We start from the raw sequence: 19,728 nt of genomic DNA on the forward strand, positions 1-19,728 counted from the left end.
GCCCCATCATGACCTTCAGTCCTGCCCACTAGACAGACTGAATCACCGATATCTCTGCGTCGCAACTGCTGACTTTTCAACAGAATCGGTCAAAAGCGGATAATCCGCTGATGCGGCCGCAAACGTCGGCTTTGGGTTAATCGTGTCGCCTCGGATCGACCTGGATCGTTTCTGTTCTTCATGGGAAAGCTGACCCGCGGGACTGCTTCGCGTTGTGATCAGTGCAGCCCCGCTCACAAGAAGCCATTGGCGCCTCGAAGGAAAAGGTCCGGGCCAGCCGCAATCCGGTCAATGCCCGTCAGCGGCTTCGCCGCGCGCTTAGGGCGAGCCTTGACGGGCTCCGTTAGCCCTGTAGCAGCCTTCCATGCGCGCATGGCTAGGTATGTCCCAATTCTGCGACCTAGTTCGCTAAGCTGCGATTAGTGCCATTCGGGACATTGATCTCTCAGGTCTTTCTTCCTCTAGCAACACTATGAGTGTTGGAGCAGTGCCGTGCTGCGATAAGTAACCTCAAAAACTTACGACCGCCGAGTCTACGCCGCGGAGAGGCGCTTTTATCTTGCCATCCAACCCGCCTCTGCTCGGCCATCTGCAATCCCATCCTGAACCGCGCTTACACAACGCCCGATAGCAACGCGAGCAGCGCTTGTCAGGCAGCATCGTTGCGAGATTTTAGATGGAGCCGTCGGCATTCGCGCGCGGCCTCCTGGCGATCAATCTGCATACATCGGAACAGTCGAACAGCATCGGCGATGCTCATTCGTCCGCAAATTCGATGCAGAAGGTCGGACGGCCGGCCAGCATCAGTTCAACATGGATCAAGCGAAAATTGAGCAGAGCCAATGCTCAGGTTAATGCAAGTTTGCAATACGAAAGGCTGAGCCAAGTGGCGGTCGGCGCCAGGTGCTCTGCAACTGTGCGCATTGCGGCTGTGACAGGGCGGGCTGCCGCGTGCAACATCGCACTATTCGGCCGTTCCACTTTGGTCTCGGGCATGCCACCTTCGCGGCACAGTGCGCAGTCCGTGGCCGCGGGGCTTAATCCGTTTTCGCGGGGCAACGGCAGAATGCCCTCCTGTCGGCACCACCGCCTCCGGGCATCTCGCTGTTTCTCTCCAGGTAGGAGTAGGCAGGATGCGCGATTCCAGTCCGGGTAGAAAACTCCTCCTTCCGGCCACTTAGGAAGAATGACCGGCCTTTCGGTCGCCCGTGCTTGAGCGGCGGGAACGCATGGAGCAATGCCTATGATGACCGGGTCCATTCCGCCTCATCCCTTCGATGATATGGAGGCACTCGCCTGGCTACGCTCGCAGCCCGACGGACACGTGACGGTAAGCGCCGCTGAGCTTGGACGCCAATGGGGCTGGAATAGGATGCGGACCAGTCGTCGCCTAAAAGCCTGGGAGCGCGCCGGCCTTATTCGCCGTAACGCTGAAGCGATCATCGTAACGGGGGCAGTAACACAGACCGTTACAGGTCCGGGCGCCGTTACGGAGTTGGCCGGCTTCACGGAGAGGTCCGAAGCGCAGGGAGCTCATCATCCCACGACACGGGTCAAGCTCGCTGCATTCGTTGTGGCTCTCGCCCTGGCGTGTGTCTCGGCTGCCTTTTCCATTGACGGGCTGACGGCGATTTTTGCCGGCGCCTTCTGGCCCGTCATCATTATGGGTGCCGTACTGGAGGCAGGAAAGCTGGTAGCTGCGGCCTGGCTCACCGAACACTGGAGCTCCGCGCCGCCCCTCCTTAGGTTCGTTCTCGTTTCGATGATTGGCCTGCTAATGGGTCTGAACGCCATCGGTGTGTTCGGCTTTCTCACCCGTGCCCACCTCGATCATATGGCATCAGTAGATCTTGCCCTCGCCGACAGAACCGCAGATGTCGAGGCCCGCTTCGGGATGCAGAGCCGAATGGTTGCCGACATTGACCGACGCATTGCCCAGATTGACGCGGCCGTCGACGAGGCAACGCGCAGTGGTCGGCCAGTCGGAGCGATGACGCTTGCCGACCAGAAACGCCGTGAACGTGCGGATATCGTGGCTGAACGCCAGCGCGAGTCCCAAGCACTCGCTAGTCTACAGATCGAAAAGGCCAAAATTGACGCGCAGCGCAGGCGTGCCGAGGCTGAAGTCGGACCGATACGGTATCTCGCCGAGCTGCTCGGTATACCTGCAACGGACTTTGAGCGAGCGGTCCGGCTGCTCACGCTGGCGCTCGTCGCTGTGCTCGATCCGATGGCCGTGGCGCTCCTTCTCGCTGCCGGCGTTCACGCTAGGCGTGTGGGGTCATCTTGACCAAATCCCGGGCCGTGTTGGAGCAAGCTCGGCAGGTCAATATAATCCGGCCGCCCCATAACGCATCGCGCCGGGCGAGCCCATGCATAATCACTTCATCGAGCTTCAACGGCCGGGTGACGGATGCAATGCTGAAAGAGGCGCTATCGCCGCCCAGCCCCGCCATCGCGTCCGATGGTAGCCAAGCCGGTTATAACAACGCTCGGCCACACTCCAGCTGGCTAGAAGACGCCATCTCAATTCGCCAATACCTGAAGTAAGCATGGGGATTAGCCAATGCGCCCGAGGGGTCCGAGCAAGGCCCGCTGCTATAGCGTTCTGTTCATGGTCTCGGTGGGGCTTCTCGAGTAACGGAAGACGTCCGCACACGAACGGTGATGCAGGCATCAGGCAGAAATCGGTCAGTAGACCAGGATATTTATGCTAAGTTGCTCCGTCGCCCAGCTTGGATTGTGACGAGGACATTTTCCACAGGGGTAGGGATGATCGAGGAACTGCGCTATCGCTGGGAACTGAAGAAGTATCTTCAGCAGTATAAAGCAACGAGCAGAGCGTTCGAAGAAATGCCTGAGGACGACCCTGCAAAGCTCGGTGAGGAGCCTCGATACAAGTGGGCGACGGGCCGCGAGCTTCAATGGCAGGAGTTTGCGATCGCCCGGTTTAGATCCAAATGGCTAATCGAACAGGCGCATAGATATCACGTGCCGGTCCCGAAGGACGAGGATAGCTGGGAGCAGGGCGCTCGAACGGATGAGACCGTTTTGACTGCGGCTGCCGCACAGAAGCTGCGCGCCGACATTCGGGCCGAGCAGAAGGCTGATTGGGATTATTGGGCATCTCGGGTAACTCTGGGTCTGGCGCTTATCGGAAGCATCTTCGGCGTTCTAGCATTTTTCAAGAGATAGGCTCCACATGTGCCAGGATTGGTTCTCTGTCGTCGGGCAGATCCTCGATTTGATCGGTTTCTATATCATTGCCTGGGAGTGGTATCACCAACTCAGGCGCGAACATGACCGGCGCATAGGCGATCTGCAAAAAGCTTACGAACAGCAGATTGCAGAATTGGATGGTAGAGAATATTTTGACCCTGATTCGGATAAAGAGAACTGGCGTATTTACCAGCCACTGTTTTTAAAAGAGTGGGCGTGGCGCCGAAAGATGTTCGTTATCGGCGCCACTTGCTTCACTCTGGGCATCGTCGGGCAGGTGATCGGAAGCTGGCCGGGTCTTATTGCGAAGTGCAACTAGACAGGCAAATAAACGTTGTCGCGCTCGCGGCTCGACACAGCGCTGCACTCGGGGGCTCCATAGCGCTCTCAGCGCAAGCGTCTCGGCCTATCTATCTGAGTGTCTTGGCCTTTGAACGAGACGATGTTTTACCATTTCCCAACGTCGGTGTTTAATCATCTGGGAGAGTTGATTTCCCAAGACGATGGTCGTCCCTCAGGTCGGAGGCAAGAGGTCTTTTATACTGGCGCTTAAGTTTGCATTCACGGTGAAGCGATTTATGAGCTTAGAGATCAGGCTCTCGCGGGGCCTATACTTCAGGACCATGCGAGTGGTATGGCCGATGGGAGAAATCTCGACGCCGTGTTCTCCCTCGGCGAGGTATCCCATTTCGCCTAAGGCACCCAGCAAGTCGGGAATCGAGGTGATAGCTGGCACTATTTCGGAGTCGCCTAGAGGATGTCCCATTCTCTGGCACTCGGTGACGGCACGAATGATGTCTTCGCGGACAGTCAGCCCTTTATCCGTGACACCTAGGGCGACTTGGTCAGGGGCAGGGAAGAAATACTGGTAAATATCCAATTCGCGCAAGCGCCGCCGTATCTCGTCTGGTCGGTCGCCCCGCAAAAACAGCTCCCAATCCACAGGGCTGAACTCATAAAGAGGGACGGGGCAGACCCCGTATTCGCGGTCGATCGCCGTATTGTCGATTTGTAGTAGTCGTTCGAAGGAGATCGTTGGATCGTCGTTACCGTTCGTCAAATTTTCAAAGATGCCTGACCAATCGAGGTTGGCGGCTTGCTGAATAACATCCATGATCTGGTTGAGCGTCGGCAATGTTACATGCTTGAATGCCAGGACGGCGGGCTGCACAACTCTGTTGAGTTGACGGTTAACGTAGCGCTGACTGCGGGCCGGCTCGAGCTTTTGGAAGCGTTCCATCCGCGATTTGAACTCATTGATGTTGATCCGGGCGTCTTCAACGTTTCTGAAGACGTTTCTCGCGATCACACCAAGGTCTAAGACCACAGGGCGTGCGACCAGTACCCGCACATCAGGCATGGTACTTTGGACGTCGACCTGCATAAGAGCTGCGACTCTAGCGTTCTGTTCGGCAGAGACGATGAGGACACGCTTGCGTTTGTCATCCACCGCAATGGCTTGAACAGGATGTTCGAGGCCCGAGATGCCGCGAATCGATTTTGCCGGCCGCAATTCCGTGCCTACGGCGACGCTAAACGATGCCCAAAGCCTAGTTTGGTCCTTTTCATTGATCGGCGCGCTCTCTGGCGCGTCTGCAACGTGCAGGTTCATCGGAGTCCCGTCGGTAAGCTGCCCGAATCAGTTCCCAGTAGTTCCTGTATCGGTATAGCTGGTATGTATTTCAAGGTCGGGGAGCGGGAAGCTGATCTGAATGCGGTAATATATTGCAGGTTGTCCCCGACATTCCATGAATCCGTGACGAGGTGAGAACCTCAAGTGGGTCTGGATGGAAGAGCAGTACAATGTGGACGTCCTCGAACAAGTCTCGAAGCCCTCTTAGCCTGCTGGGAGAGACATCATGCCCACACTCAGCCGCGTCGGACTTGCCGTGCAGCCGGCGACGCGACCGTCTAGCCACGCGGTAAGAAGCTCGATCCTCTCGATGCCCGATTTGCGGGTCAAGAAGGACCGTAGGCGCTGTTTTCGGGCGCATTTTGTCCTTCGACGAAAAAGCCGGCTTGGTCTGGGTGCGGCCGATGGCGGAAAGGAAGGCTATCGGACGCTCTTGTAGCGGTCTCGATAAGGTCATCGCCGCCGTCGGTGCCAATGGCTGCGTGGTGGTGACGAACAACGAAACAGTCTTTGCTGGGCTTTAGATCATCAATCCATTGCGAGCAGGCTTTTAGGGGAAAATGCATGACTGGAGGGGCGCCTGAACCCATCGAGTATCAGCTCATCGGTCTGACTGAGGACGGCAATGCAGGCGACCTGCTGCTTGGGCTTGATCAGAAGCAAGGGCGCATTCGCCTCCAGGCCCTGATCTCCGAGTGGTTGCGTATGGAGAACCTAATCGTTCTGACGGGATCCGGCACGTCGGTTTCGGCTGGCGGGAAGACCATGGTGAACCTTGAAACCGCTGTTTTCGAGACGATTGAGGCTCTCTTCGACGCGCCGGCTTCTATCGAGCCTATCATCAAGGCGCGTCGGGATGCCATATCATTGGCCGACTTGCTCGATGAGCCCAGTATGGGGTTCGAGCAGTGGCTATCATTTGTTGCCAATTCCCTTGTTATTGGTAACTCAAAAGACGCACCTTTTTCTGGCGTCACCTGGCCGGGCACGCCAGCTCCAAGTCTTGATGACCTCCAATGGTTTGTTGATCGATTGCGCATGTCCATCTTCTCGGAGTGCGCCCTGTCCTTGCCTGACACCGCCAAAGCGAAGTCGGCAAGCGAGATCGCGCCGCAACTAGCTTTTTTGTCCAAGCTCGTCGCGCGTGACAGCAATCTTGGCCGAACCCATCTCTTCACGCTGAATTATGACACTCTGTTCGAGCAGGCGTTGGAGTTGCTAGGCATCCAATATTTCGACGGCTTCACCGGCCGAGCAAACGCTCGCTTCGATCCATCGGTTTATGGGCTCGATGTCTATTATCCAGGTGAAGTTGCCGAAGGACGGGTGCGGCGATTCGACAAGTTTCTGCACTTTTACAAACTACATGGATCAATTCATTGGTTTGAACAGGATGGTGAGATGCGCGCGCGGCACCCAAACCTTGTCCCGTTCCGAACCTATGCAGGTTTGAAGCCGGACGAGAAGGCAGCTGTGCTGGTCAAATTGACCGACGGAACGCCATCGGTTGGAATCCTGCCGACTGCCAACAAGTTCGCGCAGACTCTGACGATGCCCTATGCTCATCTCTTCCGGTCTTTTCAGGTGCGCCTCAGTGTGCCCCAGACGTTCCTGCTCGTTCTCGGGTACGGTTTTGGCGATGATCACGTTAGCCGTATTATTGAGAATGCACTCATGAATCCGTCGCTTGTGATGCTCGTGGTCGAACCCAATCCTGCCAGCCCGGTCATCGAGCGGGTGCGCCGCTATAAGGACCTCGGCAAGCGCGCCTTCGTGTTGTGCCCGACGGATGCCGCTTTTGCTGCTAGCAAGTTCAAACACGCGACGTTTGACGATTTCGCCCGCTCGATAATGCCCGACGTGCAATGGCTGGACGACTTCCTGCGCCTGCGGCGATTCGAAAAGCAAATAGCTTCGTCCGCATCGCCCGCTGAGCCAGCTTCGGGGGCGTAAGATGGATAATCCACGTCTCATCGGCCATATTGTTTCGGTTCAAGGCTTCCGGGTGAAGGTGGAATTGCTGCCTGAAACCAGATCGGCTCTGCGCGCGACTCTTGACGGGGTTCAGGCTGCGATTGCGATCAACGCGTATCTGACCTTTTCATTGGGGGCGGGCCAAACCGTCATCGGCATCATTACCGATCTTGAGGCACGTGAGAGCTTCGACCCCACCAGTGGCGATGAACTCAACCTGGAGCTCATGAAGCCGCGCCGGACCGCCAGCGTGCAGTTGCTGGGCACCATTGAGCATGCCGACGATGACCCGTCTTTCAGTCCGGGTATATCCATCCTGCCAACACTCGATACACCGGCAGAAATTGGCTCGCCTGCCATCTTGCGCGCCGTGTTCGAAATCCCGCCCCGTCGCAATAGGCCGGAGGGCTATGATTCGAGGGACTTTGACTGCGACTTGAAGATAGGATTTCCGACCGGCCAAGCGCGTAACGTCGTCCGAGCGTCCTACAATGACCTGTTCTCAAGGCCCTTGGCAATTGTAGGCAACACCGGGTCAGGCAAGTCATTCTCGGTGTCTAGCCTTATTCAGAAGGCCATGAAGGTGCTCGACGGCACCTCAGAAGAGCCGCATGTCTTCATTCTCGACATCAATGGCGAATATGCCAAAGCCTTTCCTGCCGGAAAAGCGGCGGTTCGCATGCCGGATCGCATCTATCTCAATGGCACAGAGTTCGGTCTCCCGCTCTGGTTCCTGAACGCGGAGGAGATTTGTGCTTGGCTAAGCGCGGCGGAACAGACACAGGAACCCGTGTTGAAGGACTGGTGGGCGATTGCGAAGGGCGGCAATGCCACAGCTGCGGCCAGTCTCGGTTCATTGCAGAATGCAATGAGTGCGCTCGATCAACTTCTCAGCGAACTTACAAAGATCAAGAAGAAGGCGGCCGGCTCTTATTGCGACGCCATTTCTGGCCATCTCGCGAACACCGATATCGATGTCACGGCGTTCGACAGGCTGTTTACCTCACACCGGTCCGCCAACGACTATAACACCGAGGTCATGAACAATCAGGCTGCGATCGCGGCCGAAGCAGAGAGGCTAAAGGACGCCATCCGATCCAAGATTGTTGGCGGGCGCGATACAGCGGAGGCTGGCGCTCGCACTGCGGACTCTCCACTTCCGATTGCGCGCTCGACATTAACTGATCCATCACTAATTAACCGCGCCGTATCGAAGGAGGACACCTTCCGTGTGGAGGCCCATCTCACCACGCTTAAGCTGCGTTTGAAGACGCGCCTTGATGACCAAAGGTGGCGTGCGTTTCTCAACTATGAAGACGCTGACACTGCTATTGATAGTTTGTTCGCCTGGTTCGCTCGTTTCGGATTGGGGGGCGCGACGGGTCCAAAGGTGTCGGTTCTTGATCTTTCGATGCTGAGCAACGAAGTGTTGCCCTATGCGTGTGCCGTAATCGGGCGTGTGTTGCTGGAGGCGCGGGAACGCTTGCCCGCTGGGTCACGCTACAAACATCCGTGGGTTCTCGTCCTCGAAGAAGCGCATAACTATGCTCGACCGGCTCGTGCGGACGAGGATCGAGGTCATCGGCTGGCGCGACTGACCTTTGAGCGTATCGCAAAGGAAGGGCGCAAATTCGGCCTGTCGCTCATCGTCGCCAGCCAACGTCCGAGCGAGATTAGCCAGACCATTATCAGTCAGTGTGCCAATTTCATCAGCCATCGTCTGCAAAATCCGGACGACATCGATCACTTCCGTCGCATCATCCCGATGCAGGCCAGGCGCTTGCTTGATCAGGTAACGATATTGTCGTCAGGCGAAGCGATAGTCTTCGGCAGCGCGTTCCACATCCCGACGCGAGTGCAATTCGATAGGCCCGATCCTAGCCCTTACAGCCAGACCGCGGCGCCTTTCCATGAGTGGTCGAAGGAGAAAGCCCCGTTTCCGCTCGCACAAGTTATCGATGCTTGGGGAGCCTAGATCAACGTTTCTGGATCCCGTTTACGGAGCTTGTCACATATCGACTATGCAGATCTGTTCTCCGTAGCAGTGATAGTTGAAGTAACGTGTTCGACGCGCTTTCCGTTGGATCTTAAAAGCAACACCTGTCAATCAGTGGCGAAAGTGTTCTATTGGGTCAACAAGCGGGCGGCCCAGATTGGAGCGCGTGGGTCAAGTAGGTCGACTGATCTCACTTGCTGTCGAAGTCTCGCGTCCTTGAGCTGCAAATCTAGCGCGGTCATTTCGACGTCCTTTTGACCCGCTAACACGAGCCTCGACCAGATCCTCGGTGGCGTGAGCGTCGTCGACGGCGGTCCAAATGTCGTACCGCACAGTTCCAAGAATTCGCTGCGAAAATGGTCCGCAGGGAACTGGTCCAGCGCTTCGGCGGCGCAGACCAACGCTTTGGGTGTGTCTCGTTGCCCTCCGCGCGGGCCATTAGCCTCTGGCGCCCTTGCTGATTTCAAGCTCCTCCGGCTTCCGCAGGAGCGCCTCGCGGTTGGTCGACCCGTTTCGATCGGAGTCCGGCGTGCCATTGGAAGTGGGCGGTTCGACAAGCTACTCCTGCATTACGGGATGCTCACAGCATCAGGCGAGGCGTCACCCTTAGCCTCGCAGCCCGGCACAAGTACCTCAGCAAGCCCGCAGACTGCTTCAATTAGCGAACGCATAGCTCGCGCGTCCCATTCGATCTGCTCGATAGGTGCCTCCCAGTAGTGGGACATCACATAGGCCGCATGACGGGCCTTGACGCCCAGTCCCTTGATTGTGCCCGCTGGGGTAGTCATGATTGCTCTCTCAATCGGGTAAAGACGAGCTAAGACGGCCTCCGTCTTTTCCGTTCGGTCTTCGTCATTCGTGTAAGACACGATTCCCACTTGAGCATCGGATCCACCGCGCGACCGGCCGTCGGGATCAATTGCTGTTGTGTCGCTTGCGTTCTGTGCAGCGAGCAATTCTGCGACAAGGCTGTCGAATTGAGCCTCAAGGGCGAGGAGAACTGCGTCGCTGTCCGTCGGCGGGTGGAGCGAACGTTCGGAATGCGGCGAACTGAAGATAATGCCATCTTGAGAGAACTGCTTGTCCTGCATCTTGCCCCCTGGTTCGATAACGCCGCGAAGGCTGGCGTACCGGCATCGTGGTTAAGTCCGTTCACGTTTCGGACCATTCTGCCGGCCATTTTTGTCTGTTTAAAGCGGTGGGTCAATAACAGACATCAATGTCTTCTTAGACATGGATTACCGCCATGTCTTCGCCACGAATCTCCGTCGATTCAGGACTGAGAAAGGATACTCTCAGGAAGCGTTGGCACATGAGGCGGGCGTAAACCGGACCTATATGAGCAAGTTGGAAACGGGCGGTAGTTTCGTGGGTCTCGAACTTATGGTGAAGCTCGCCAAAGTGCTTGAAGTCGAGCCTGCAGACTTCCTACGAGTTCCTTCGCGGAGACCGCGCAGGGGCTAATCCGGCCGACCAAGAAAACCGCTGCATCCGATTGACGTCGCGAGTCTAGAAGTCCGGCAACAATCAACAGGAGTTCTTGCCTAGCCCGCGGAAGCCTACGTGGGGCTGATGGCGTAGGCTGCCTCGAGCGGTCGCGGCAGGCCCATGTCTCTCAACCTCTAGGCTGCCGGGCGGTGCGCTTTTCTCGCGAGCAGCGAGCGGATGAAGCGGTCCCATGTGGCCATACCGGCACGCTTCTCGCGCATATAGTTCCAGCGGTCATAGCTCTTTGAGCTAACATCGTGAAGCGCATGATTCTGAATGCGATCGCGGATCTCTTTGGACACTCCGGCCTTGCCGGCTAGCGTCTTCCAGGTGCGCCTCAAGTCGCGATTGGTGACGATCGGGATTACCTCCCGCTCCCGCTGCCTCCACATGAACGAGTACAGTGTACCCGCACTCACGGGTCTTGTTGGATCCGTCGCGGACGGGAAAAACCAACCGTGTTCATTCGGTTCAATGCTCTCGATAAGATCAGCAGCCACCGAAGGAACGGGGATAGCGTGTGACTTTCCGTTTTTCGTTCTGGACCAATCGATGATGTGTTCCTGTGCGTCCCACTGATGGACATGCAAGCGCGCTATCTCCTCGACGCGCTGTCCGGTAAGCATTATGATGCGGACTGCCTGCGTGTACGGCGGGTGTACTGGCGCGTCAGGACATTCGAGCCAGCGGTAGAGCCGCAAAAATTCATCTTCGTCGAGCCAGCGCGTTCCGGCGACCTTTCGCTCAGTCGGTATGGCGACGGCAGGATTTGACACGAGATTGAACCGGCGCGGAGACGAACTCCGATAGTCGTGCTCCGACTTGAGCGCCCAGGAGAACGAGGCCCGAATATAGCAGCGGACGTGATCAGCCATCGATCGCTTGCCGCGCGCGTAAATCGGGCGGAGTACGGTGAGCACGTCGTCGGGCGTCACCTCGCGGGCCGGCACATGGCGCCCAATAACATCGGCCGCCTTATTGAGCTGCTGCTCCACGTCGGACCACGATGGTTTGTTCTCGCTCTTCAGATACGAAACGTAGCCAGCGAAAAGATCGGCAACGGTACCGGGGCGTTTATCTCTCGCGACCTTGACGCTACGCCCGTCAAGGATGAGTTGAGCATAGTCACGATCGAAGATTGCTCTTGCATCGGCGAGAGACATTGCCGGGTACCGTCCAAGCGTCGTTTTGATCCTGCGGCCATTGCGCCACTGTTGTGCCATCCAGGTTGCTGTGACGCGGGTAGGCATTGGCTTGAGGATGAGAGCCAGGCGGCCAGTGCCGTGGCCCTCGCCATCGACTAGCAGCCGCTGCTTGCCCGCGCTCCGTACTTCCTTCAGCGCACGCCGAATGATGCTCTCGGTGATGTTCGCCATCTCGCGCCGCACGCTCCGACTGGGGACGGTAAGTGGGGACGGTTACGTTCCCGTTCCTTTCTCCGAAGGTACTTCGGCCCAGACCCCGCAATCAAGAAATACACAATGATTTTAGGTGATTAAGCGTGACCGAACATGCACGTGGAAACGTGAGTGGGGTGGTTGTGCACCAGGATGATCGCAGTGGCCGACAATTCGAGCGCGCGCTTGATCACCTCGCGCGGATAGACCGGCGTGTGATCGACGGTGCCGGTCTGCTGCACCTCGTCGGCGATCAGCTGGTTGCGCTTGTCGAGAAATAACAGCCTGAACTGCTCCTTGTCGGCGAACGCCATGCTGGTGCGGCAATAGGTGATGACGTCCTGCCATGACGCCAGCGCGTGCTTCTGCCGCACCTCGCCCTTGGCGATGCGGTGCGCGGCGGCGGCGATCAGCTTGAGCTGGGTGATCGAGGCGTCGCCGACGCCGTCGATCTCGCGCAGCCGCGGCTCCGGCGCGTGGATCACCTCGGCGAACGATCCGAACGTCTTGAGCAGCGCCTTCGCCAGCGGCTTGACGTCGCGCCGCGGCAGCGCGGCGAACAGCACCATCTCCAGCAGCTCGTAGTCGTTGAGCGCGTCGGGACCGGCGCTGTGAAAGCGCTCGCGCAGCCGCTGACGGTGGCCGTGATAGTGCGGCGTGTCCGGCGGCGTATCGTTGGGAGGAGGGGCTTTCTCGGGCATCGGCGTCAGCATGCCGTGACGCCGCATTTTTGCAACCTCGAAGTGCTCGCGCCCCGCAGGGCGCGCCTTGCTAGGCCGCGCGTCCGGTCAGCACGATGGCGAGGCCGACGATGAGAGAAAACGCGGTGGGGTAGAAGGTGAGCGCAAAGCCGAAGGCGCGGCCCGCGCCGCCGCTGGCATAGCCGAGCCAGAACAGCACCCGCCCGAGGCCGAACAGGATCACGAGCGTGAGCAGCACCGGACGACGTCCTTCTCGTCCGTCGGGCGATCCTGCTTATGGCTGCAGACTGCCGATGAAGGCGTCGATGCTGGCGAGGGCCGGCCTCTGGTCGCCGGCGAACATCCAATGGTCGGCGCCGTCGAGCTCGACGAAGCGCGCGTGACGGATATGGCTGGCGAGATGCCGCCCGGCCCCGACGAGCACGGCGCGATCGTGGCGACGGTGCAGCACCAGGGTCGGTGCAGCGACCCGGGCGAGCAGGTGGCGGACGTCCGTATCCCTGAAGGCTTCGAGCAGGCCCTTGATGGCGCCGGGGCTGGATGCCGCGCGAAGCAGTCCGGCCCACCAGGCGCGCGCCTGGGGATCGCCAGCCAGACTCGGTGCGAATGTTTCGATGCCGGCGGGGCCGCCCCATTCGGCCACCAGCTGCCGCAGCCAGATGCCGTACTGGCTGGCCTGCAGCGCATGCGGATAGCCGGGCGCGGCGCTGCCCTTGGCGAGCGAGGCGAACAGGATCAGCCCGGCGACTCGTTCGGGATGGTCGGCCGCGAAGGTGATGCAGGCCGGTCCGCCCTCGGAGGCGCCGAGCAGCACCGTGCGCCGGCTGCCGGCGGCGTCGAGCACGGTCGCGATGTCGCGCGCCGTCGCCTCCACGCTGGGGCTGAAACCGACCCGGTCGGAGAGCCCGATGCCGCGGCGATCGAACAGGATCAGGCGGCCGATTCTGGCGAGCGCGGACAGCAAGGCCCGGCAGTGCGGCTCCTCCCAGATCCGCTCGACATGCGAGACGAAGCCGGGCAGCAGCAGAATGTCCTGCGAACCTGTGCCGTAGGTCTGATAGGCGAGATGAACGCCGCCGCCCAGGACATAGCGCGTCGGCGGTGCGCTGTCGCCTTGCGCCGCAACGCCCTGCGCCAGCAGCGCCAGCGTGTCGGTTTCGGGAGCGACACCGAGCTCGTCGCGCAGGCGCTGCGTCAGGGCGTCGAGATGGCGCTGGGCGGCGGCGCGGTCGCCGGCCAGCATCAGGCTGCGGATCAGGGCGCGGCCATAGACCTCGCTGAGCGGGTCGAACGCGACGAGGCGTCCGGCGTGGACCGCAGCCGCGGCATGGTCGCCGGCCGCGCTGCGATCCCGCACCACGCGCTCCAGCGCCTGGACCGCCCGGCCGCGCAAGGCTTCACGCCGGAAGAACGCCCATTCCTCGAACTGCGGACAGTCGCCGGGCGCGAAGCCGTCCAGGAAGTCACTGGAATAGAGGCGGCAGGCCAGCTCGAATTCGCCGCGGTCGCACGCCGTTTCGAAAAGCGCCGATTGGACCTCCAGCTCGACCGCTTCCGCCCACCGAATCGTCGCGCGATCGATGGTGAGGCAGCCGTCGCCGAGTGTGAGCTGGAGCCGGTGCAACAGGCGGCGCAGCCGCGCCCGCGCGACCTCCTCGGAACACTCCGGCCAGAGCATCGTCGCCAGGACGTCCCGCGCGACAGGGCCTTTCGCCTCCGCCAGATAGACCAGCAGAGCGAGGCCCTTGCGCAGCGCCAGCGGGCACGGCTGGCCGTCGCGATGCAGCTCGGGAAAGCCTAATGTCCGGACGCGGAACTGAACCATCGGGGGTGCGACCTGGGTGGCTGCGTTCGGGGGACGCTCGGGGGACGGTCGATTGGTAAGGGCTCAGGCTCGCGCGAGACGCGACCGATCCCAGGATCGGGCGTCTCGATCAACGCCACGCCGTCCTCGCAGCAACAAGGAAACCTTCATGTCCGGGCGTCTCCTCATCATGCTCTACGCCGTCGCGAGCTATGCCGTCTTTCTTGGGTCGTTCGTGTGGGCGGTCGGTTTCGTCGGCAATTACAACTATCTCACGGCCAAGTCGATCGACGTGGGCGTGTCCAGCGCCGTGACCGAGGCCGTCGTCGTCGACGCGCTGCTGCTGGCGCTGTTCGCGATCCAGCACAGCGTGATGGCGCGGCCGGCGTTCAAGCGCGCGTTGACGCGCATCATTCCGGCGGCGGCCGAGCGCAGCACCTATGTGCTGCTGTCCAGCCTGATCCTGCTGCTGCTGTTCTGGCAATGGCGTCCGATCCCGAGTCCGGTCTGGCACGTCGAGGGTGTCGCAGCGGGCGTGCTGACCGGCGTGCATTGGCTCGGCTGGCTGATCGCGCTCTCCTCGACCTACATGATCGATCATTTCGATCTGTTCGGCCTCCGCCAGGCCGTGCTCGCCCTCCGCGGCAGCGCCGGGACGGCGCAGCCTTTCAGAACGCCGCTGCTGTATCGGCTGGTGCGCCACCCGCTGATGCTGGGCTTCCTGCTCGCCTTCTGGGCCACGCCGGAGATGTCGGTCGGCCACCTGCTGTTCGCCGCCCTCAGCACAGCCTACATCCTGGTCGGGCTGCAGCTCGAGGAGCGCGATCTGATCGCCCAGTTCGGCGACACCTACCAGCGCTACCGCCGGCGGGTGCCCATGCTGCTGCCGCGACTGATCGGCGGCCGGCGGACCGCCGAGACGGAGACGGAGGCGCGCGGCGCGCCGTAGCCGGCGCGGGCTCGACGTCCGCAGGGCTCGTCGGGCACGCTCGCTTTTGATCACGGCTTGCCCGGTGCCGAGCCCACGTAGACGTGAATTGGGGCCGGGGACCTCAGCACCTATGTCAGGCTTGAATGCTGCGATGCAAAATCACAGCTCGACAGCCTCTGTTCTCATAAGGCCCTATGGCCTGCCGTTTCCGCCCGAGAGAGATCCGCGTTGACCACCATCACGTCCGATTCCGGCGACTCGCTGTCCGCCTGGATCACGCTGCTATTGGCCTTTTCCTGCGGGCTGATCGTCGCCAACATCTATTACGCGCAGCCGCTGATCGGGCCGATCAGCGCCGACCTCGGGCTGCGGCCGCAGCTTGCGGGACTGCTGGTGACGATGAGCCAGATCGGATACGGCGCAGGTCTCTTGTTCGTGGTGCCGCTCGGCGATCTCATCGAGAACCGCAAGCTCGTCATCATGACCATCATCGTCGGCGCGGCCGCGCTCGGTTGTGCGGCCCTGGCGACGAGCCCGTCGACATTCCTGCTCTCGGCGCTGCTGATCGGCTTCGGCTCGGTCGCGGTGCAGATCCTGATCCCCTATGCCGGGCACATGGCGCCGGAGGCGATCCGCGGCCGCACCGTCGGCAACGTCACCACCGGCCTGATGCTCGGCATCATGCTGGCACGGCCGCTCGCGAGCTTCGTCGCGGCGCATGCCTCCTGGCACGTGATCTATGCGGCCTCGGCCCTCGCCATGGTGATCCTGGCCGGGGTGTTGCGCCTCGCCCTGCCACCGCGTGAGCCGCAGGTGCGGCTGAGCTACGGCCAGCTGCTCGGCTCGATGGTCGAGCTCTATCGCGACACGCCGGCGCTGCGCCGCCGCGCGCTCTACCAGGCCGCGCTGTTCGGCGGCTTCAGCGTGTTCTGGACCACGTCCCCGCTGCTGCTGGCCGGGTCCGATTTCCGGATGTCGCAGACCGGCATCGCCCTGTTCGCGCTGGCCGGCGTCGCCGGCGCGATCATGGCGCCGGTCGCCGGCCGCATCGCCGATCGCGGCTGGACGCGACCGGCGACCGTCGCATCGATGCTGATGTGCGCGATCGGCTTCGCGTTGACGCTTTCGGTTCCACTCGGAACGAACGGCTCGCTGGCCACGCTGGTGATCGCCGCCATCGCCATCGATTGCGGCGCGCAGCTCAGCCTCATCCTCGGCTATCGCGTGCTGTTCGTGCTCGGCGCCGGCCAGCGCAGCCGGCTGAACGGGCTCTATATGACCACCTTCTTCGTCGCCGGGGCGGCGGGTTCCGGCCTCGGTGCCTGGGCATATGCGCATGGCGGCTGGACGGCCGCCGCCGCGCTCGGCACGGCGCTGCCGCTCGCGGCGCTGGCCTATCAGTTCACCGAGCCGAAATGATCAGAACGGGCTGCGCTTGAGCCCGGGCACCAGCGCCGCCAGCCGGTCCTTGATCCAGGGTGCGGGTGGCAACTTGCCAGTGGGCATCTCGACCGCGGCGGCCGGGTTGCGGCTTACGGCCAACGTGAGGGTCGCCAGATAGTGATCGCGCTCCTCCTTCACCGCGCAATGCGCGCGGTGATCGGGATCGGCCTCGGTCGCGACGCGGTCATTGGCATTGATGACCAGTCGCTGCTTGGGCCGTCCGGTGTAGTCGGGCACGTTGGTGTAGATGAACTCGTTCAGCGCCTCGGGAAAGAAGGTTTGTCCGGTCAGCACCGTGGCCTCGTCGACAAACACCCTGAAGTGGATGTGGGTGGCGCGGCCGGCATACCAGCCGGGATAGATGGTCCTGAAGCCGGCCCAGCCGGCGGCGTCGGCCATCTGCGTGCCGCGCAGGAACGTCTTTCCGCTCTGGTCGAGCTTGTGAGTGTCGCTCTGGCCAGGATAGCCCGAATAGATGCCGCGGGCATCGCAGTGCCAGATGTCGACGCGCGCGCCGGGGAGTGGCGCGCAGGAGCCGGCCTCGATGACGCGAAGGCGCAGCCTGAGCGGCACGCCCGGCCGATCCTCGGCGATCTCGGCGCGCACCAGCTTGGGATCGAGATAATAGGGACCGGATTCCGACTGCGGCGTCAGGATGCAGGCGTCGTCGGCATTCGCCGATGCGGGAGCTGTCTCCGACGCTGCGCGCGCCGGCGGCGTCAGCAGCGCTGCGCCCGCCGAGAGCAGGCCGAGAACGCCACGGCGTGTTGCGTTGGTCAGAGCAGCCTCCCGCAGTCGCATGCGACGGAAGCGGCAGTCGATCAGCCGGGCATGGCAACAATCGGACGCCCGGCGGCCATTCGGCCAGGAGCCCGCTCACACCTGCGTCAGCGGCTTCTCTCCATGGCGCTCCGAGAGCGTGAAGATCTCGACGCCGTCGGCGGTGACGCCGACCGAATGCTCGAACTGCGCCGACAGCGAGCGGTCCCGCGTCACCGCGGTCCAGCCGTCGGACAGGATCTTCACATGCGGCTTGCCGAGATTGATCATCGGCTCGATGGTGAAGAACATGCCGGGCTTGAGCAGCACGCCCTCGCCGGGACGGCCGACATGGATGATGTTCGGCTCGTCATGGAACAGCCGGCCGAGACCATGGCCGCAGAAGTCGCGCACCACGCTCATGCCCTGCGGCTCGACGAAGCTCTGGATCGCGTGGCCGATGTCGCCGGTGGTGGCGCCGGGCTTCACCGCGGCGATGCCGCGCATCATCGATTCGTAGGTGACCTCGATCAGCCGCTCGGCCTTGCGCGCGATCGGGCCGATCGCATACATGCGGCTGGAATCGCCGTACCAGCCGTCGACGATGAAGGTGACGTCGACATTGATGATGTCGCCTTCCTTCAGCGGCCGGTCGTTCGGCATGCCGTGGCAGACCACGTGGTTGATCGACGTGCAGGTCGAGTAGCGATAGCCGCGATACATCAGCGTCGCCGGATAGGCGCCGTGGCTGAAGGCGAAGTCCCGGACGAAATCGTCGATCCGCGAGGTCGGCACGCCCGGCTTGACGATGTCGGTGAGCGCATCGAGGCACTTCGACACCAGCGCGCCGGCCTTGCGCATGCCGGCAAAGCCGCTCGGGCCGTGCAGCTTGATCTGGCCGTTCTTGCGCGCAGCGGTGTCGGTCGCTTCGATATAGTTCATGGGCCTGTTTCGTTCTCAGGGGTGTCGCGGGGTGATCGCCTAATTTAATGATCGTGCCGGCCGGTGCAAGCCGGGTGTGCACGGCCGGATCTGCCGCCTAGCCGGTCGGCACCTCCAGCGTGGTCTCCACCGGCAGCGCACCTCCGCGAACGCGAAGCTCTCGCACCGGATACGGCACCCTGATGCCCTCGCGCTTGAAGGCCTCCCACAGCGCCAGCATCACCTCGCTCTTGACGCTGTCCATGTAGCTGGGGTCGGCGATCCATGTGGTCAGCGAGAACTTCATGCCGGCCTCGGTGAACTCGGTCAGCAGGCAGTTCGGCGCCTTCGATTTCAAGGTGCGCGGCGTCTCGGCCGCGATCTCGGTGGCGAGCTTGCAGACGACCCGGGGATCGGCGTCGTAGTTGGTGCCGAAATTGACCTTCACCAGCGTGTTCTTGTCGGTGTAGGTCCAGTTGGTCACCTTCTGGGTGACGAGGTCCTCGTTCGGGATCAGGAACTCGCGGCCGTCGCCGGCGGCGACCGAGATATAGCGCGTGTTCATCGCGCTGATGCGTCCCGAGCTGTCGCCGATGGTGACGAGATCGCCCGGCTTCACCGATTTGTCGGCCAGCAGGATGATGCCCGCGACGAAATTGGCGACGATGCGCTGCAGGCCGAGGCCGATACCGACACCGGCGGCGCCGGAGAAGATCGCGAGCGCCGACAGGTTGATGCCGACGGCGCTGATCGCAATCGCGACGCCGAGGATCATCAGGCCCATGCGGACCATCTTGATCAGGAGCACCTGGATCGACGGCGTCAGGTCCGTCGAGCGCGTGATGCGGCTCTCGACGAAATTGCTGGCGATGTTGGTCAGCCACAGCACCGCGAGCAGCAGCACGCCGAGCTTGATCACCAGCAGCGGCGTCAGCCTGAGGCCGCCGAGCACGACAGAGATGGAATCGAGCGCGTCGACGACGTTGTCGAGCTGGCCGATGATGCTGAGCGCGGCCACCAGCCAGGCCGAGATCGACACGATCTGCACGATGAAGGTGCTGCGGATCACCGAGGTGATCAGCCGGATCACGAGCCAGGCGAGCGCCAGCTTGAGCGCGACGGCGAGCAGGTAGCTGCGGCTCGGCCAGGTCCACAGCAACATGCCGGTGCGGGCGATCCGCATCAGGATCACGAACACGACCGTGGTGACGCTCTCCAGCAGCACCCGTAGCAGCTGCCGCAGCGGGCCAGGCCAGCCCATCGCCAGCGAAGTCAGGTCGATGCGCGCACGCACGGCGGCGCTCGCCGCAAAGGCGATGCCGGCGCCGCTCAGCACCAGTCCGAGTTGAAGATAGAACCACGGCGAGGTGACCTCGGCGCCGATCGAGCGGCCAACGGTCTGCAGGAAGTCGAGAACGTCTTTCAGGTCGAGGTCCATCAGCGGGGTCTCGGAGGGGAACAG

General features: G+C 61.5%; 17 protein-coding genes and 1 pseudogene. 9 read left to right on the top strand and 9 right to left on the bottom strand.

Going from position 1 to position 19,728, the window contains the following annotated elements; translation table 11 throughout:
* Positions 1 to 1,243: 1,243 nt before the first annotated feature.
* The 3 genes from QW887_RS29570 to QW887_RS29580 all read left to right on the top strand — a co-directional run bounded on the left by QW887_RS29570 (position 1,244) and on the right by QW887_RS29580 (position 3,538).
* Positions 1,244 to 2,290 (top strand): hypothetical protein, encoded by a 1,047-nt coding sequence (locus QW887_RS29570; protein WP_315825834.1) that lies wholly within the window; start codon positions 1,244 to 1,246, stop codon positions 2,288 to 2,290.
* A 482-nt stretch (positions 2,291 to 2,772) separates the two neighbouring features.
* Complete coding sequence (locus tag QW887_RS29575) at positions 2,773 to 3,195, top strand: hypothetical protein (RefSeq protein WP_315825835.1); 423 nt, start codon at positions 2,773 to 2,775, stop codon at positions 3,193 to 3,195.
* A 7-nt stretch (positions 3,196 to 3,202) separates the two neighbouring features.
* Entirely contained in the window at positions 3,203 to 3,538 is a 336-nt protein-coding gene (locus tag QW887_RS29580; protein ID WP_315825836.1) for a hypothetical protein, read from the top strand.
* 195 nt (positions 3,539 to 3,733) lie between these two features.
* Here the strand turns inward: QW887_RS29580 and QW887_RS29585 are convergent, their stop codons facing one another.
* Positions 3,734 to 4,831, bottom strand: coding sequence for a hypothetical protein (locus QW887_RS29585; protein ID WP_315825837.1), 1,098 nt, complete (start codon positions 4,829 to 4,831; stop codon positions 3,734 to 3,736).
* 303 nt (positions 4,832 to 5,134) lie between these two features.
* Here QW887_RS29585 and QW887_RS29590 point away from each other — a divergent pair.
* From QW887_RS29590 to QW887_RS29600, 3 genes and pseudogenes are all read left to right on the top strand, one after another.
* A pseudogene (locus tag QW887_RS29590) lies at positions 5,135 to 5,376 on the top strand (VapC toxin family PIN domain ribonuclease); the annotation flags it as partial.
* Between the two features lie 40 nt (positions 5,377 to 5,416).
* Positions 5,417 to 6,805, top strand: coding sequence for an SIR2 family protein (locus tag QW887_RS29595; RefSeq protein WP_315825838.1), 1,389 nt, complete (start codon positions 5,417 to 5,419; stop codon positions 6,803 to 6,805).
* A gap of 1 nt (position 6,806) precedes the next feature.
* Positions 6,807 to 8,801, top strand: coding sequence for an ATP-binding protein (locus QW887_RS29600; protein ID WP_315825839.1), 1,995 nt, complete (start codon positions 6,807 to 6,809; stop codon positions 8,799 to 8,801).
* A 590-nt stretch (positions 8,802 to 9,391) separates the two neighbouring features.
* Here QW887_RS29600 and QW887_RS29605 read toward each other — a convergent pair.
* Positions 9,392 to 9,913: a hypothetical protein gene (locus QW887_RS29605; protein ID WP_315825840.1), complete on the bottom strand. Its 522-nt coding sequence runs from the start codon at positions 9,911 to 9,913 to the stop codon at positions 9,392 to 9,394.
* Between the two features lie 142 nt (positions 9,914 to 10,055).
* Here QW887_RS29605 and QW887_RS29610 point away from each other — a divergent pair, with 142 nt between their 5' ends.
* Entirely contained in the window at positions 10,056 to 10,286 is a 231-nt protein-coding gene (locus QW887_RS29610; protein ID WP_315825841.1) for a helix-turn-helix transcriptional regulator, read from the top strand.
* A 158-nt stretch (positions 10,287 to 10,444) separates the two neighbouring features.
* On the opposite strand, the gene QW887_RS29615 is transcribed toward QW887_RS29610, so the two are convergent.
* The 4 genes from QW887_RS29615 to QW887_RS29630 form a co-directional block, all read right to left on the bottom strand.
* On the bottom strand, positions 10,445 to 11,686 hold the full coding sequence (locus QW887_RS29615) for a site-specific integrase (protein WP_315825842.1): 1,242 nt from the start codon (positions 11,684 to 11,686) through the stop codon (positions 10,445 to 10,447).
* Positions 11,687 to 11,805: 119 nt separating this feature from the next.
* Complete coding sequence (locus tag QW887_RS29620; protein ID WP_316167390.1) at positions 11,806 to 12,408, bottom strand: RadC family protein; 603 nt, start codon at positions 12,406 to 12,408, stop codon at positions 11,806 to 11,808.
* 70 nt (positions 12,409 to 12,478) lie between these two features.
* Positions 12,479 to 12,646 carry a hypothetical protein gene (locus tag QW887_RS29625; protein WP_315715306.1) on the bottom strand — a complete coding sequence of 56 codons (168 nt, stop codon included), beginning with the start codon at positions 12,644 to 12,646 and terminating at the stop codon, positions 12,479 to 12,481.
* A gap of 36 nt (positions 12,647 to 12,682) precedes the next feature.
* On the bottom strand, positions 12,683 to 14,233 hold the full coding sequence (locus QW887_RS29630) for an alpha/beta fold hydrolase (RefSeq protein WP_315715307.1): 1,551 nt from the start codon (positions 14,231 to 14,233) through the stop codon (positions 12,683 to 12,685).
* 148 nt (positions 14,234 to 14,381) lie between these two features.
* On the opposite strand from QW887_RS29630, the gene mddA reads away from it, so the two are divergent.
* The gene (mddA, locus tag QW887_RS29635; protein ID WP_315715308.1) at positions 14,382 to 15,161 is read left to right on the top strand and encodes a methanethiol S-methyltransferase; all 780 of its coding nucleotides are present in this window, start codon (positions 14,382 to 14,384) and stop codon (positions 15,159 to 15,161) included.
* A gap of 210 nt (positions 15,162 to 15,371) precedes the next feature.
* A complete protein-coding gene (locus QW887_RS29640) occupies positions 15,372 to 16,562 on the top strand; it encodes an MFS transporter (RefSeq protein WP_315715309.1) in 1,191 nt (396 codons plus the stop codon).
* On the opposite strand, the gene QW887_RS29645 is transcribed toward QW887_RS29640, so the two are convergent.
* The 3 genes from QW887_RS29645 to QW887_RS29655 all read right to left on the bottom strand — a co-directional run bounded on the left by QW887_RS29645 (position 16,563) and on the right by QW887_RS29655 (position 19,704).
* The gene (locus QW887_RS29645) at positions 16,563 to 17,366 is read right to left on the bottom strand and encodes an intradiol ring-cleavage dioxygenase (RefSeq protein WP_315715435.1); all 804 of its coding nucleotides are present in this window, start codon (positions 17,364 to 17,366) and stop codon (positions 16,563 to 16,565) included.
* 96 nt (positions 17,367 to 17,462) lie between these two features.
* Positions 17,463 to 18,287 (bottom strand): type I methionyl aminopeptidase, encoded by an 825-nt coding sequence (gene map, locus QW887_RS29650; protein WP_315715310.1) that lies wholly within the window; start codon positions 18,285 to 18,287, stop codon positions 17,463 to 17,465.
* Between the two features lie 97 nt (positions 18,288 to 18,384).
* On the bottom strand, positions 18,385 to 19,704 hold the full coding sequence (locus QW887_RS29655) for a mechanosensitive ion channel family protein (RefSeq protein WP_315715311.1): 1,320 nt from the start codon (positions 19,702 to 19,704) through the stop codon (positions 18,385 to 18,387).
* Positions 19,705 to 19,728 lie beyond the last annotated feature (24 nt).

It is taken from the genome of Bradyrhizobium sp. SZCCHNRI3052 (assembly GCF_032484895.1).
GTDB lineage: Bacteria > Pseudomonadota > Alphaproteobacteria > Rhizobiales > Xanthobacteraceae > Bradyrhizobium.